Source organism: Marinobacterium aestuariivivens (genome assembly GCF_042661465.1).
Classification (GTDB): domain Bacteria; phylum Pseudomonadota; class Gammaproteobacteria; order Pseudomonadales; family Balneatricaceae; genus Marinobacterium_A; species Marinobacterium_A aestuariivivens.
Genome location: NZ_JBHSWE010000001.1, coordinates 3,822,933 through 3,836,856 on the forward strand (window position 1 = coordinate 3,822,933; position 13,924 = coordinate 3,836,856).

General features: G+C 65.9%; 11 protein-coding genes and 3 pseudogenes. 12 read left to right on the top strand and 2 right to left on the bottom strand.

Annotated features, from left to right (window positions below):
* Positions 1-2 precede the first annotated feature (2 nt).
* The 9 genes and pseudogenes from ACFQDL_RS19970 to ACFQDL_RS20010 all read left to right on the top strand — a co-directional run bounded on the left by ACFQDL_RS19970 (position 3) and on the right by ACFQDL_RS20010 (position 8,741).
* The gene (locus ACFQDL_RS19970; RefSeq protein ID WP_379910549.1) at positions 3-1,061 is read left to right on the top strand and encodes an acyl-CoA dehydrogenase family protein; all 1,059 of its coding nucleotides are present in this window, start codon (positions 3-5) and stop codon (positions 1,059-1,061) included.
* A 216-nt stretch (positions 1,062-1,277) separates the two neighbouring features.
* On the top strand, positions 1,278-2,456 hold the full coding sequence (locus tag ACFQDL_RS19975; RefSeq protein WP_465263973.1) for an acetyl-CoA C-acetyltransferase: 1,179 nt from the start codon (positions 1,278-1,280) through the stop codon (positions 2,454-2,456).
* A gap of 92 nt (positions 2,457-2,548) precedes the next feature.
* On the top strand, positions 2,549-3,424 hold the full coding sequence (locus tag ACFQDL_RS19980; RefSeq protein WP_379910550.1) for an SDR family oxidoreductase: 876 nt from the start codon (positions 2,549-2,551) through the stop codon (positions 3,422-3,424).
* Between the two features lie 85 nt (positions 3,425-3,509).
* Entirely contained in the window at positions 3,510-4,664 is a 1,155-nt protein-coding gene (locus ACFQDL_RS19985; protein ID WP_379910551.1) for an acyl-CoA dehydrogenase family protein, read from the top strand.
* 107 nt (positions 4,665-4,771) lie between these two features.
* Positions 4,772-4,984 (top strand): annotated as a pseudogene (locus ACFQDL_RS19990) (acyl-CoA dehydrogenase family protein); the annotation flags it as partial.
* A 119-nt stretch (positions 4,985-5,103) separates the two neighbouring features.
* Entirely contained in the window at positions 5,104-5,865 is a 762-nt protein-coding gene (locus ACFQDL_RS19995) for an acyl-CoA dehydrogenase family protein (RefSeq protein ID WP_379913205.1), read from the top strand.
* Between the two features lie 12 nt (positions 5,866-5,877).
* Complete coding sequence (locus ACFQDL_RS20000) at positions 5,878-6,660, top strand: SDR family oxidoreductase (protein WP_379910552.1); 783 nt, start codon at positions 5,878-5,880, stop codon at positions 6,658-6,660.
* Between the two features lie 377 nt (positions 6,661-7,037).
* Entirely contained in the window at positions 7,038-7,526 is a 489-nt protein-coding gene (locus ACFQDL_RS20005; protein WP_379910553.1) for a MaoC family dehydratase, read from the top strand.
* Between the two features lie 12 nt (positions 7,527-7,538).
* Positions 7,539-8,741, top strand: coding sequence for an acetyl-CoA C-acyltransferase (locus ACFQDL_RS20010; protein ID WP_379910554.1), 1,203 nt, complete (start codon positions 7,539-7,541; stop codon positions 8,739-8,741).
* 732 nt (positions 8,742-9,473) lie between these two features.
* Here ACFQDL_RS20010 and ACFQDL_RS20015 read toward each other — a convergent pair.
* Both ACFQDL_RS20015 and ACFQDL_RS20020 read right to left on the bottom strand, forming a co-directional pair.
* A complete protein-coding gene (locus ACFQDL_RS20015) occupies positions 9,474-10,247 on the bottom strand; it encodes an enoyl-CoA hydratase (protein WP_379910555.1) in 774 nt (257 codons plus the stop codon).
* A gap of 11 nt (positions 10,248-10,258) precedes the next feature.
* Positions 10,259-11,040, bottom strand: a pseudogene (locus ACFQDL_RS20020) (SDR family oxidoreductase).
* A gap of 129 nt (positions 11,041-11,169) precedes the next feature.
* Between ACFQDL_RS20020 and ACFQDL_RS20025 the strand changes: the two are divergent.
* The 3 genes and pseudogenes from ACFQDL_RS20025 to ACFQDL_RS20035 all read left to right on the top strand — a co-directional run.
* Positions 11,170-12,000, top strand: coding sequence for an alpha/beta fold hydrolase (locus ACFQDL_RS20025; RefSeq protein ID WP_379910556.1), 831 nt, complete (start codon positions 11,170-11,172; stop codon positions 11,998-12,000).
* 4 nt (positions 12,001-12,004) lie between these two features.
* Positions 12,005-12,793: a fumarylacetoacetate hydrolase family protein gene (locus ACFQDL_RS20030; RefSeq protein WP_379910557.1), complete on the top strand. Its 789-nt coding sequence runs from the start codon at positions 12,005-12,007 to the stop codon at positions 12,791-12,793.
* Positions 12,794-13,009: 216 nt separating this feature from the next.
* A pseudogene (locus ACFQDL_RS20035) lies at positions 13,010-13,918 on the top strand (acetaldehyde dehydrogenase (acetylating)); the annotation flags it as partial.
* Positions 13,919-13,924 lie beyond the last annotated feature (6 nt).

A 13,924-nucleotide genomic window follows, 5' to 3' on the forward strand; every position in this document is an offset into this window, starting at 1 on the left:
CTATGGACTTCACATTCAGCGACGATCAGCTGGCGTTCCAGGACAGCGTCAGAAGCTTTCTCACCAACGAGGTGACGCCCGAGGTGATCCGCGAACTCTGGCAGCGCGACGGCGGGCGCTCCGACGAACTCTGGACCCGGCTGGCCGGGATGGGGCTGACGGCCCTGACGGTGCCGGAGGGCTTCGGCGGCCTCGGGCTCGACGAGCTCGACTTCGTGCTGCTGGCGCAGGAGTGCGGCTATGCCGCCCTGCCGGAGCCGCTGGTCGAGACCGTGATGGTGGCGGTGCCGCTGCTCGCCGCCCTCGACGACAGCCATTATCAGTTGCAGGAGCACTGGCTGTCGCGGGTCGCCTCGGGCGAGGCGCGCCTGGCGGTCGGCCATCCCTGCAACCCGCTGGTGGCCGATGCCCATGTCGCCGACCTGCTGCTGCTGTGCCACGGCGACGAGATCCATGCGGTACCGGCGACCCGGGCAACGCTGAGCGCCGGCGAAAGCGTCGATCCGTCGCGCCGGCTGTTCCGGGTCGACTGGACGCCGTCGCCCGAAACCCTCGTCGCGTCCGGCGAGACCGGACGCCGGCTGCAGGCCGACACCCTGAACCGCGGCGCCCTGGCCTGCGCGGCGCAGCAGCTGGGTCTGGCCAACCGCATGGTCGACATCGCCGTCGACTACAGCTTCGAGCGCAAGCAGTTCGGCAGCGCCGTCGGCGCCTTCCAGGCGGTCAAGCACCATATGGCGAACGTGGCGGTGAAAGCCGAGTTCACCCGTGCCGTGCTCTACTGCGCCGCCTACGACGTGGCCCGGGGACTGTCGAGCGCCACCGTCGCCGTCTCCCACGCCAAGATCGCCGCGACGGAAGCGGCGCTGCTGGCGGCGAAAAACGGCATCCAGGTCCACGGCGCCATGGGTTACACCTGGGAAGTGGACCTGCATATCTTCATGAAGCGCGCCTGGGCGCTGGACAACGCCTGGGGCAGCCGCGGCGTCCACAAGGCCCGGGTCGGCGACTTCGTCTTCGCCGACGGCGCCCCGCTCGGCACCGGCGCGACGTTCGGGTAAATCGTGGGAGCGGCTTTAGCCGCGAATAGAGGTGGCACCGCGGGTTTTTCGCGACTGAAGTCGCTCCCACCGGTTCAACGGGCGCCTGTAGGAGCGGCTTTAGCCGCGAACAGGGTTTGGCACCGCGGGTTTTCGCGGCTGAAGCCGCTCCCACAAAAGCCGCTCCCACAAAAGCGGCCTCCACAAAAGTCGCTCCCACAACAGGAGACAAACAACATGGCAGAAGCCTATATCGTCGACGCGCTGCGCACGCCCACCGGGCGGCGCAAGGGCGGCCTGGCGCATATCCACGGCGCCGACCTCGGCGCCCATGTACTGAAGGCGCTGGTCGAGCGCAACGGCATTCCGGACGACGACTACGACGACGTCATCTTCGGTTGCGTCGACACCATCGGCCCGCTGGCCGGCGATATCGCCCGCACCTGCTGGTTGGCCGCGGGCCTGTCGCAGGCGGTGCCGGGCACCACCATCGACCGCCAGTGCGGCTCGTCGCAGCAGGCGGTGCATTTCGCCGCCCAGGCGGTGATGAGCGGCACCATGGACGTGGTGGTCGCCGGCGGCGTCCAGACCATGACCCGGATCCCGATCTCGTCGGCGATGACCGCCGCCGAACCGCTGGGCTTCAGCGATCCTTTCAGCGGCTCGACCGGCTGGGTCGCGCGCTACGGCGACATGCCGCCGACGCAGTTCCGTTCGGCGCAGATGATCGCCGACAGGTGGGGCCTGTCGCGACAGGATCTCGAGGCCTATTCGCTGGAGTCCCACCGCCGCGCGCTGCAGGCGATAGAGGAGGGGCGCTTCGAGCGCGAGATCGTGCCGCTGGCGGGCGTGACGCAGGACGAAACCCCGCGCCGCACCTCGCTCGAGCAGATGGCGGAGCTCGACACCCTGTTCGACTGCGACAAGGTCACCGCCGGCGTCGCCAGCCAGACCTGCGATGCCGCCAGCGCCCTGCTGGTGGTCAGCGAGGCGGCGCTGAAACGCTACGGTCTGACGCCGCGCGCCCGCATCCATCACCTGAGCGTGCGCGCTGAAGACCCGATCTGGATGCTGACCGCGCCGATCCCGGCGACCGAATATGCGCTGAAGAAGGCCGGGATGACACTGGACCAGATCGACCTCGTCGAGATCAACGAGGCCTTCGCCTCGGTGGCGATGGCCTGGCTCAAGGAGACCGGCTATCCGCACGAGAAGACCAACGTCAACGGCGGCGCCATCGCCCTGGGCCACCCGCTCGGCGCCACCGGCACCCGGCTGATGTGCACCCTGCTGCACGAGCTCGAACGCACGGGGGCCGCTTCGGCCTGCAGACCATGTGCGAAGGCGGCGGCCAGGCGAACGTCACCATCATCGAACGGCTTTGAGTGGGAACGGCTTTTGTGGGAACGGCTTTAGCCGCGACAGGGATCCGCACCACGGCTGTTCGCGGCTAAAGCCGCTCCCACAGGCGTTTTTAAGAAAGCCCGCGGATATATTGGAGATAAAAAATGGGAATCTGTAACGAGCGCGTCGTGATCATCACCGGCGCCGGTGGCGGCCTGGGCCGCGCCTACGCCCTGGCCTTCGCGGCCGAGGGCGCCAGGGTCGTAGTCAACGATATCAATCCGGAGGCGGCCGACAGGGTGGTCGGCGAGATCGGCGAAGCCGGTGGCGTCGCCGTCGCGAATAGCGACGACATCACCGACTATTCCGCCTCGGCCAATATCGTCAGACAGGCGGTGGAGACCTTCGGCGACCTGCACGTGGTGGTCAACAACGCCGGCATCTGCCGCGACCGCATGTTCGTCAGCCTCAGCGAGGCCGACTGGGACGCGGTTATGGCGGTGCACCTGAAGGGGCATTTCTGCATCGCGAGCCATGCCTGCCAGTACTGGCGCGAGCAGAGCAAGGCCGGCAAGGCGGTGCAGGCGCGGATCATCAACACCAGTTCCGGCGCGGGCCTGCAGGGCTCGATTGGGCAGTCCAACTACTCGGCGGCCAAGGGTGGCATCGCTTCGCTGACGCTGGTGCAGGCGGCGGAGCTGGCGCGTTACGGCATCACCGCCAACGCCCTGGCGCCGGCGGCCCGTACCGGCATGACCGAAGGGGTGTTCGGCGACAGCATGAAGAAGCCGGAAGATGGCTTCGACTACTTCGACCCGGCCAACGTCGCGCCGCTGGTGGTCTGGCTCGGCAGCGAAGCGTCCGGTCACGTCACCGGCCGGATGTTCGAGGCCGAGGGCGGCAAGATCTCAATCGCCGACGGCTGGCGCACGGGCCCTGTCCGCGACAAGGGCGCGCGCTGGGAGCCGGCCGAAATCGGCGACGCCGTCGCCGGCCTGCTTGACGACGCCGTGCCGGCGCAGAAGGTGTACGGGAGCTAATCCATCCGGACTAGTTGCTTGTAACGATTTGCCGGCGCGGGCTTGCCGATATGCTCGCCGTTAAAGAGACAAAGAGGTACCTGGGATGGATTTCGCTTTTACCGATGAACAGGAGATGATCCGCGAGTCCGCGCACGCCTTTCTGGCCGACGTCTCGACGTCGGCGGCCGTGCGCGCGGCGATGGCGACGGAGCGCGGCTACGACGAGGCCCTCTGGGGCCGCATCTGCAACGAGCTCTGCTGGCAGGCGATCCATATTCCGGAGGCGTACGGCGGTCTGGGGCTGGGCTTCGTCGAGCTTGCGATCCTGCTGGAGCAGATGGGGCAGCGGCTGCTGTGCTCGCCCTTCCTCTCCACCGTGGGACTGGCGACGAATGCGCTGCTGCTGGCCGGCAGCGAGGCGCAGAAGCGCCACTGGCTCGGGCAGATCGCCGAGGGCCGTCTGACCGCGACCCTGGCCTGGACGGGCGCGGGCGGGGGCTACGAGGCGGCCTCGGTTGCCGCCGAGGCGCGCCTCGTGGGCGGCGAGTACGTGCTCTCGGGCACCCTGCGCCATGTGCCGGACGGTCATACAGCGGACCTGCTGATCGTCGCGGCGCGCACGCCGGGCAGCGAGGGCGAGTCGGGCATCAGCCTGTTCGCCGTTCCGGCCGACACCGTCGGCGTCGAGCGATGCTGGCTGCCGACGATGGACCAGACCCGCCGGCAGGCCGAGATTTGTCTCGACCAGGTGCGTCTCGAATGCGAAGCCTTGCTGGGCGAGGCCGGCGAGGCCGGTCCGGCGCTGACCCGGACACTGCAACTGGCGGCGGTCTGCGTCGCCGCCGAACAGCTCGGCGGCGCCCAGGCGGTGTTGGATCTGACCGTCGATTATACGAAGGAGCGCGTCCAGTTCGGCCGCCCGGTCGCCGGCTTCCAGGCGATCAAGCACCGCGCCGCCGACATGATGCTGCAGGTCGAGGCGTCGCGCTCGGCGGTCTATTACGCCGCCTGCGTCGCCCAGGAGGCGCTGTTCGGCGGCGAGGCGGGCGCCGAATTGCCGCTGGCCGCCTCGCTGGCCAAAGCCTGGTGCTCCGATGCCTTCTTCCACTGCGCCTCGGAATCGATTCAGCTGCATGGCGGCGTCGGCTTCACCTGGGAATACGACCCTCATCTCTATTTCAAGCGGGCCAGGTCCAGCGAGACCTTCCTCGGCGCCAGTGCCTGGCACCGCGAAAAGATCGCCCAGGCGATCCTGTAACTGCCCCGGAGGAATAAAATGAAAATCAGCTTCAGTGCCGAAGACGAGCGCTTCCGCGACGAGGTGGCCGGTTGGCTGGCCGCGAACCTGGGGGTGAATTCGAGCCGTTGCGCTTTCGCGGCGGCCCCGGCGACGAACACAGCTTCCCGCAGGCACGCAAGGCCTGGGAGCGCAAGCTGGCCGAAGGCGGCTGGACCTGTGTCGGCTGGCCCGAGGATGCCGGAGGGCGGGGCCTGTCGATCAATCAGCAGGTGATCTTCCACGAGGAGTACGCCCGCGCCGGCGGACCGGGCCGCATGGGCCATATCGGCGAGGGGCTGGCCGGGCCGACGCTGATCGCCTTCGGCACGCCGGAACAGAAGGCGCGCTTCCTGCCGGCATCCTCGCCGGCACCGAATACTGGTGTCAGGGCTATTCGGAGCCGGGCGCGGGCTCGGATCTGGCCAACGTCAAGACCCGGGCCCAGCTCGAAGGCGGACAGTGGCGCATCAACGGCCAGAAGGTCTGGACCTCGCTGGCCCACGAGTCGGACTGGTGTTTCGTCATCGCCCGCACGGAGCCGGGCTCCGTGGGGCACAAGGGGCTTTCGTTCCTGCTGGTGCCGATGGACCAGCCGGGTATCCAGGTGCGGCCGATCGAGCAGATCACCGCAACCTGCGAATTCAACGAGGTGTTCTTGGACGACGCCGTCACCGATGCCGACAATATCGTCGGCCAGCCCGGCGACGGCTGGAAGATCGCCATGGCGCTGCTCGGCTTCGAGCGCGGCGTCTCGACGCTGGGCCAGCAGATGCAGTTCCAGAACGAGCTCGACCAGATCATCGCCATCGCCCGCGACAACGGCCAGGCGCAGGACCCGGTGATGCGCCAGCGTATCGCCGACGCCTGGATCGGACTGCGCATCATGCGCTACAACAGCCTGCGCATGCTCTCCGGACCCCAGGACGGCAGCCTGTCGAAGGCGGCGATGATCTACAAGCTGTACTGGGCCAGCTGGCACCGGGATCTCGGCAAGCTGGCGATGGACGTGCTGGGCCCGGCGTCCGAGATCCTCGAGGGCGCGCCCTACGACCTGACGCGGCTGCAGTCGCTCTACCTCTTTACCCGCTCCGACACCCTCTACGGCGGTACCAACGAAATCCAGCGCAACATCATTGCCGAGCGGGCGCTCGAAATGCCCCGCGAGCCACGCATCCGCTAAAGGACAGAGACCATGCAAGTACCCAACTACGTCGAAGGCCACGATCTGCTGGCCGGCAAATCGGTGCTGATCACCGCCGCCGCTGGCGCCGGCATCGGCTATGCCGCCGCCCGGCGCTGTGCCGAAGAGGGCTGCCGCGCGCTGATGATCAGCGATATCCACGAAGGGCGGCTCGTCGAGGCTGCCGAGCGGCTGCGCCAGGAAACCGGGCTGCAGGATATTTACACCCGGGTCTGCAACGTCACCGACGAAGAACAGGTGCAGGCGCTGGTCGAGGCGGCCGATGACCAGCTCGGCGGCGTCGATGTCCTGATCAACAACGCGGGCCTCGGCGGCTCGAAACTGCTGGTCGAGATGGGCGACGACGAATGGCACCGGGTGCTCGACGTGACCCTGACCGGCACCTTCCGCATGACCCGGGCGATGCTGAAGAAGATGCAGCCGCGCGGCGCCGGCGTCATCGTCAACAACGCCTCGGTGCTCGGCTGGCGCGCGCAGAAGGAGCAGGCGCACTATGCCGCGGCCAAGGCCGGCGTGATGGCGCTGACCCGCTGCTCGGCGGTCGAGGCGGCCGAACATGGCGTGCGCATCAATGCCGTGAGCCCGAGCATCGCGCTGCATGACTTCCTGAAAAAATCCGCGCCGGCCGAGCTGCTGCAGCAACTGGCGTCCCGCGAGGCCTTCGGCCGCGCCGCCGAGGTCTGGGAGGTCGCCAACGTCATGGTGTTCCTGGCCAGCGATTACGCGTCCTATATGACCGGCGAAGTCCTGTCGGTTTCGTCGCAGAGGGCCTGAGCATGAAGATCAATTGCACAAGACTTTTTAGGTTGAAGGAGTGCGAAGGGCGTGAAGGCAGCGATTACTCCCTGTCCCTTGGCATGACCGGCGAAGTCCTGTCGGTTTCGTCGCAGAGGGCCTGAGCATGAAGATCAATTGCACAAGACTTTTTGGGTTGAAGGAGTGCGAAGGGCGTGAAGGCAGCGATTACTCCCTGTCCCTTGACATGACCGGCGAAGTCCTGTCGGTTTCGTCGCAGAGGGCCTGAGCATGAAGATCAATTGCACAAGACTTTTTGGGTTGAAGGAGTGCGAAGGGCGTGAAGGCAGCGATTACTCCCTGTCCCTTGGCATGACCGGCGAAGTCCTGTCGGTTTCGTCGCAGAGGGCCTGAGCATGACGACCGTTTTCAAGACGCCCGCAGAACTGCAGGCCCGCGTTGGCGAGGCACTGGGCGCCAGCGACTGGGTTGCCGTCGAGCAGTCGCGCATAGACCTCTTCGCCGAGGCGACCGGCGATCACCAGTGGATCCACGTCGATCCGGAGCGCGCCAAGGACGGGCCCTTCGGCGCCTGCATTGCCCACGGCTACCTGACGCTCTCGCTGGTCAACCTTTTCCTGCCGCAGATCCTCGAGGTGCAGGGCATCTCGATGGGCGTCAACTACGGCTGCGACAAGTTGCGCTTCCCGAGCGCCGTCAAGGCCGGCAGCCGCGTGCGTGGCCGCGGCGAGCTGGTCGCGGTGGAAGAGATCAAGGGGCGGTGCAGGCGACGGTCCGGGTCACCGTCGAGGTCGAGGGCGCCAGTCGCCCGGCCTGCGTGGTCGATACCATTTCCCGTTATTTCCCGGCCCCGGCCGCGCCACGTGATCTCTCGAATTAAATAAAAGGAACGAATCATGAAAGAAGCCGTTATTGTTTCCACCGCCCGCACGCCGATCGGCAAGGCGTTTCGCGGTGCCTTCAACGATACCGAAGCGCCGGCGCTAGGCGGTCACGCGGTGCGTGAAGCCGTAGCCCGCGCCGGGATCGAGCCGGGCGAGGTCGACGATGTGCTGATCGGCGCCGCGGCCCAGCAGGGCACCCAGGCCTACAACCTCGGCCGTCTCTGCGCCATCGCCGGCGGTCTGCCGGACAGCGTCGCCGGTATGGCGATGGAACGCCAGTGCTCGTCGGGCCTGATGACCATCGCCACCGCCGCCAAGAGCATCATCTGCGACGAGCTCGACATCGCCGTCGCCGGCGGCCTGGAGTCTATCTCCCTGGTGCAGAACAAGCACAAGAACCAGTACCGCAATGTCTCGAAGACGGTCACCGCCATCGATCCGACCGCCTATATTCCGATGATCGAGACCGCCGAAATCGTCGCCGAGCGTTACGGCGTCTCCCGCGAAGCCCAGGACGCCTACGCCTACCAGAGCCAGATGCGCACTGCGGCGGCGCAGCGCGCCGGGCTGTTCGAGGGCGAGATCGTGCCGATGGACAGCATCAGGGCGCTGTTCGACCGGGAAACGAAGGAAACCAGCTACGAGCCGGTTCGCCTCATGCAGGACGAGTGCAACCGTGCCTCGACCACCCTCGAAAGCCTGGCGGCCCTGGAGCCGGTTTGGAAGGACGGCCACTGGGTCAAGCAGGGCCGCTTCATCACCGCCGGCAACGCCTCGCAGCTTTCCGACGGGGCCTCCGCCTCGGTACTGATGAGTGCGACGCTTGCCGAGCAGAAGGGCCTGCAGCCGCTCGGCATCTACCGCGGGCTCGCGGTGGCCGGTTGCGGCGCCGACGAGATGGGCATCGGTCCGGTGTTCGCGATTCCGAAGCTGCTCAAGCGCAACGGCCTGAAGATGGACGATATCGGCCTCTGGGAGATCAACGAAGCCTTCGCCTCCCAGGTGCTGTACTGCCGCGACCGGCTCGGCATTCCCGACGAGCAGCTTAACGTCAACGGCGGCGCCATCGCCATCGGCCACCCGTTCGGCATGTCCGGCGCGCGGATGGTCGGCCATGCGCTGCTCGAGGGCAAGCGCCGCGGCGTCAGGTACGTGGTGGTGAGCATGTGCATCGGCGGCGGCATGGGCGCGGCCGGCCTGTTCGAGGTCGTGTGACGCCATTCCCGGGCAAGGGGGCGAGGCTCCTACGGTCGTTGTCCCCAAACCGACTGTTACCCATACACACAGCGACTGCTACCCGGGCGTTCCCATCGGTAACACTTTCTACCCCCGGTGACGGTAACAACCGGTAACACAAAATATAAAACTGTTTTAATTCAGTTTCTTACGTGTTTTGGCACGGTGCGTGCTTTTATAGGAGCACAATAAAAACAACAGGTTCGTAAGAACAACAACAAAGACAACGGCGCCCGAGCCCGGCAATAAAAATAACAAGCCAAGAGCCCGGACGCGCCACCGCCTCGAATAAAAATAACAACGAGGCTCGTGCTGACCGCTGATACGGTGTCACGATGGTCCCCAAACCGCGCCTGACTATAAAAATAAGACTTCAGGCCTGAACAGTCGACCAGCGGTCAGCTTGCTGCCTTTCTGCCCATCTTCGTAACATCCCATGTTTTTCGACACCAAGCTGCTGGCATCCGAGGCCGGCTTTCGCACGTCTGTACGATATCGAACCTAGGAAATCGTAGGATGGGTGGAGCCGCAACGGTACTTCGCTATCGGTTAGCTGCGGATTCAATGCGGCGCAACCCATCAATGGCTTCCGCTTCCGCGGTACTGAATTGGCATTCCAAGATGGGCTGCACGACGCCCCAAGCCGCTTCAGGATCGGATGTCCCGTGCACAGGCGCCGTTCCGCCCATCCTACGAACTTTCCAGGTGTGTTCAGACGAAGCGGGAAAAGTCGGGGCTGCGTTTCTCGACGAATGCCTGCAACGCTTCGGCCGCTTCCTCGCCCTGCAGGCAGGCACAGAACCGCCGCGCCTCCTCGACCAGCACTTCGTCCAGGGTTTCGGCATTGGCCGCCTTCATCATCCGCTTGGTCAGCCGCAATGCCGCGGGCGGCTGCATCGCCAGCCGGCGGGCGGCGTCCAGGGCTTCGGCAAAGGCGTCCGGCGCCCCGGTTACGGCGTTGATCAGGCCGAGCTCCCGAGCTTTTTCCGCGCCGAAGGTCTCGCCGAGCAGCAGCAGTTCTGCCGCCTGCCGCTGACCCAGGGTTCGGGGCAGCAGCAGGCTCGAGCCACCCTCCGGGCAGCAGCCGAGACTGACGAACGGCAGCTTGAAGCGGGCGCCGGCGCTGGCATAGGCCAGGTCGCAGTGCAGCAGCAGGGTGGTGCCGATGCCGACCGCATGGCCGTTGACGACGGCGATCAGCGGTTTTTCCAGCCGGTTGAGCGCCCGCAGGAAGCGGAACACCGGACTGTCTTCGTCCCGTGGAGGGTGCAGCACGAAATCCTCGAGATCGTTGCCGGCGCAGAAACTTTCGGCATCGCCTGCGATCATTAAGACCCGCACCGCCGTGTCCCGGCTGGCCTCGTCGAGCAGCCGCGTCAGCTCGACATACATCGCTTCGGTCAGTGCATGCTTGCGGGCCGGGCGGTTGAGGCGGATCAGGAAAATACCGGCTTCGCGCCTTTCGGCCAGTACCTCGTCGTTCATGGTCGCTCCCATCAGCTGTTGGCCGCATCGAGGAAGGCGGGTTTTTCGCCGCCGCCGTGCACGGTCAGACTGCTGCCGCTGACATAGCTGGCCAGCGGCGAGGCCAGGAACAGGCAGGCGTCGGCGATGTCGTCCGGCTGCGCCATCCGGTTCAGCGGAATGGTCGAGGCGACGGCGGCCACGCCTGCATCGTCGCCGTAGTGCAGCTGCGCCTGTTCGGTCAGGATCAGGCCGGCGGTGACGGCCACGACACGCACCTTCGGCGCCCATTCCACGGCCAGCGACTGGGTGAGGTTCAACAGGCCTGCCTTGGCGGCGCCGTAGGCGGCGGTACCGGGGAGGGGCGGATGGCGCTTACGCTGGCGATATTGATGATGACGCCGCCTTCGGGCTGCTGTTGCATCAGGGCATTGGCCTGCTGCGCCAGGTTCAGCGGTGCCAGCAGGTTGAGCCGGATGATCGATTCGGAGAAGCGCGGCGAGGCGGTGGCCGCTTCGGCGAAGGGCGCGCCGCCGGCGTTGTTGACCAGCACGTCGAGGCGGCCGAAGCGCTCGCGTGCCAGGCCGATCAGGCGCTGGGTCTGCTCCGGGTCGCGCACGTCCAGCGCCATAAAGAGCGCCTCTTTGCCGTTGGCCGTCGGCAGCGTCTCGGGTTCACTGCGTCCGCAGATCAGCACCTCGGCGCCGGCGGCGAGAAAGCGTTCGCTGATACCGCGTCCGGCACCCTTGCCGCCGCCGGTGACGATCACGACCTTGCCGGAAAAATCCAGTGGTTTCTGCATAGAAGGCTCCATTGCTGTATCCCTAATTGCGTTGTTGCCAACTTAGCGGGCGATGCGGCCGGGGGCGTCGTCCGTCCGGACGATGCAGCAGAGGGGCAGTCTTGGAAAAATGCACTCAACTCAGGACCACTGGAGCGGAAAATGAACAACAATTGCCTCCCGACCGGTCAGCTCCTGCAGGTTGGCAAGGGTCTCGAATTGCATTACCACGACGCAGGCCAGGGTCTGCCGGTGATCTTCATTCACGGCAGCGGCCCCGGCGCCAGCGGCTGGAGCAACTTCAAGCAGAACTACCCGCTGTTCGCCGAGGCGGGCTATCGTGCCATCGTGCCGGACCTGCCGGGTTACGGCCTTTCGAGCAAGCCGGAAACCGAATACGTGCTGGACCTCTTCGTCGAGGCGCTGTTCGGCCTGGTCGATGAGCTTGGCCTCGAGCGCTACGCCCTGGTCGGCAACTCCCTCGGTGGTGCCATCGCCATCAAGATGGCGCTCGACCGCCCGCAGCAGGTCAGCCGGCTGATCCTGATGGCGCCCGGCGGGCTGATGGAGAAAGAGGCCTATTTCCAGCAGATGGAGGGCATCCAGAAGATGGCGGCGGCCTTCATGGGCGGCGAGCTGGATCACGATGGCATGCGACGGCTGCTGGGCCTGCAGCTGTTCGACCCGTCGCTCATCACCGATGAGATCGTCAACGAGCGCGTAGCGGTGGTGCAGAACCAGCCCAGGTGCGTGCTGTCGACGATGCAGGTGCCGAATATGGCCGGCCGGCTGGACGAGCTGCAGTGCCCGGTCCTCGGCTTCTGGGGCCAGAACGACAAGTTCTGCCCGGTCAGCGGCGTGCAGACGATGATGGAAGCCTGCAGCAGGATCCGGTTCGTCCAGCTCAGCCAGTGCGGTCACTGGGTCATGGTCGAGCACCGGGACCTGTTCAACCGCGAGTGCATCGACTTTCTCGACGAAGGCGAGGAATGAGCCGATGAATCAGGAGCAGATCGGCCGCTACGGCGACGAACTCTACGAGGCGCTGCGAACCGGCAAAACCCTGGCGCCGCTGACCGGGCGGGAGCCCGATATCAGCATCGACGACGCCTACCATATCTCGCTGCATATGCTGCACCGGCGCCTGGCCGACGGCGACAGCATCGTCGGCAAGAAGATCGGCGTTACCAGCGAGGCGGTGCAGAAGATGCTGAACGTGCACCAGCCCGACTTCGGCTTCATCACCCGTGAGATGTGGTTCGACAACGGCGCCGCCATCTCCATCGCCGGCAACCGGCTGATCCAGCCGCGCGCCGAGGGCGAGATCGCGTTCAAGCTGAAGCGGGACCTGGTCGGGCCCGGCATTACCGAGGCAGAGGTGCTGGCGGCGACCGAGTACGTCACGCCCTGTTTCGAGATCGTCGATTCGCGCATCCACAACTGGCAGATCCGCATCCAGGACACGGTGGCCGACAATGCCTCCTGCGGCGTCTTCGTGCTCGGCGATGACCGGATCGACCCGCGCGAGATCGACCTGGCCGCCTGCCAGATGCGGGTGTTCAAGAACGGCCAGCCGCTGAGCACGGGCCTCGGCTCCGCGGTCCAGGGCAATCCGCTGACCGCGGTGGCCTGGCTGGCCAACACCCTCGGGCGCTTCGGCATCCCGTTCAAGGCCGGCGAGATCATTCTCTCGGGTTCGCTGGTGCCGCTGGAGCCGGTGAAGGCCGGCGATCTGATGGAGCTGGAGATCGAGGGCATGGGCCGCGCGTCGGTGTCCTTTACCTGACACCTTGGGTTGATATCTGCCCGTAGGAGCGCCGCCCCGGTGCGAATGACCGCGGTGCTGGATTCGTTCGCCTCGGGGCGAGGCTCCTGCGAGCGGCGGGTAGATTACCCCTCCGTAGGAGCGCCGCCCCGGTGCGAACAGGTCAGGCACAGAGCCCATTCGCGTCGAGGGCGCCGCTCCTACGATGCATGCCAATAGCGAATACAGGGTTTAATCATGACTAAAAAACTCAAAGCCGCCATCATCGGTCCCGGCAATATCGGGACCGATCTGCTGATGAAGATGCAGCGCTCCGAATGGATCGAGCCGGTCTGGATGGTCGGTATCGACCCCGAATCCGAGGGCCTCAGACGCGCCCGCGAGATGGGTATCAAGACCTCAGCCTCCGGCGTCGACGGTTTGCTGCCGCACGTCATCGCGGACGATATCCGCGTCGCCTTCGATGCCACCTCGGCCTATGTCCATGCCGAGAACAGCCGCAAGCTCAACGAGCTCGGCGTCATCATGGTCGATCTGACCCCGGCGGCGCTCGGTCCCTACTGCGTGCCGCCGGTCAACCTGCAGGACCACGCCAAGAACCTCGAGATGAACGTCAACATGGTCACCTGCGGCGGCCAGGCCACCATCCCGATGGTGGCGGCGGTCTCCCACGTGCAGGCGGTCGAGTACGGCGAAATCATCGCCACTGTGTCGTCCCGCTCGGTCGGGCCCGGCACACGCCAGAACATCGACGAGTTCACCCGCACCACCGCCGGCGCGGTGGAGAAGGTCGGCGGTGCGAAGAGGGGCAAGGCGATCATCGTGATCAACCCGGCCGAGCCGCCGCTGATCATGCGCGACACCATCCACTGCCTGACCGAGGGCGAACCGGATCAGGGTGCGATCACCGAATCCATCCACGCCATGGTGGCCGAGGTGCAGAAATACGTGCCGGGCTACCGCCTGGTCAACGGTCCGGTGTTCGACGGCAACCGCGTCTCGGTATTCATGGAGGTCGAGGGTCTGGGCGACTTCCTGCCGAAGTACGCCGGCAACCTGGACATCATGACCGCGGCAGGACTAAGGACCGCGGAGATGTTCGCCGAGGAAGCGGCGAACGGTTCCATAACATTGCCGGCACGGGGGAATAAA

Bases quoted from the DNA above. Each gene is read 5' to 3' on its own strand.
- ACFQDL_RS20015 (WP_379910555.1), bottom strand. From the start codon at position 10,247: ATGAACGACGAGGTACTGGCCGAAAGGCGCGAAGCCGGTATTTTCCTG.
- ACFQDL_RS19970 (WP_379910549.1), top strand. From the start codon at position 3: ATGGACTTCACATTCAGCGACGATCAGCTGGCGTTCCAGGACAGCGTC.
- ACFQDL_RS20005 (WP_379910553.1), top strand. From the start codon at position 7,038: ATGACGACCGTTTTCAAGACGCCCGCAGAACTGCAGGCCCGCGTTGGC.
- ACFQDL_RS20000 (WP_379910552.1), top strand. From the start codon at position 5,878: ATGCAAGTACCCAACTACGTCGAAGGCCACGATCTGCTGGCCGGCAAA.
- ACFQDL_RS19975 (WP_465263973.1), top strand. From the start codon at position 1,278: ATGGCAGAAGCCTATATCGTCGACGCGCTGCGCACGCCCACCGGGCGG.
- ACFQDL_RS20010 (WP_379910554.1), top strand. From the start codon at position 7,539: ATGAAAGAAGCCGTTATTGTTTCCACCGCCCGCACGCCGATCGGCAAG.
- ACFQDL_RS20030 (WP_379910557.1), top strand. From the start codon at position 12,005: ATGAATCAGGAGCAGATCGGCCGCTACGGCGACGAACTCTACGAGGCG.
- ACFQDL_RS19985 (WP_379910551.1), top strand. From the start codon at position 3,510: ATGGATTTCGCTTTTACCGATGAACAGGAGATGATCCGCGAGTCCGCG.
- ACFQDL_RS20025 (WP_379910556.1), top strand. From the start codon at position 11,170: ATGAACAACAATTGCCTCCCGACCGGTCAGCTCCTGCAGGTTGGCAAG.
- ACFQDL_RS19980 (WP_379910550.1), top strand. From the start codon at position 2,549: ATGGGAATCTGTAACGAGCGCGTCGTGATCATCACCGGCGCCGGTGGC.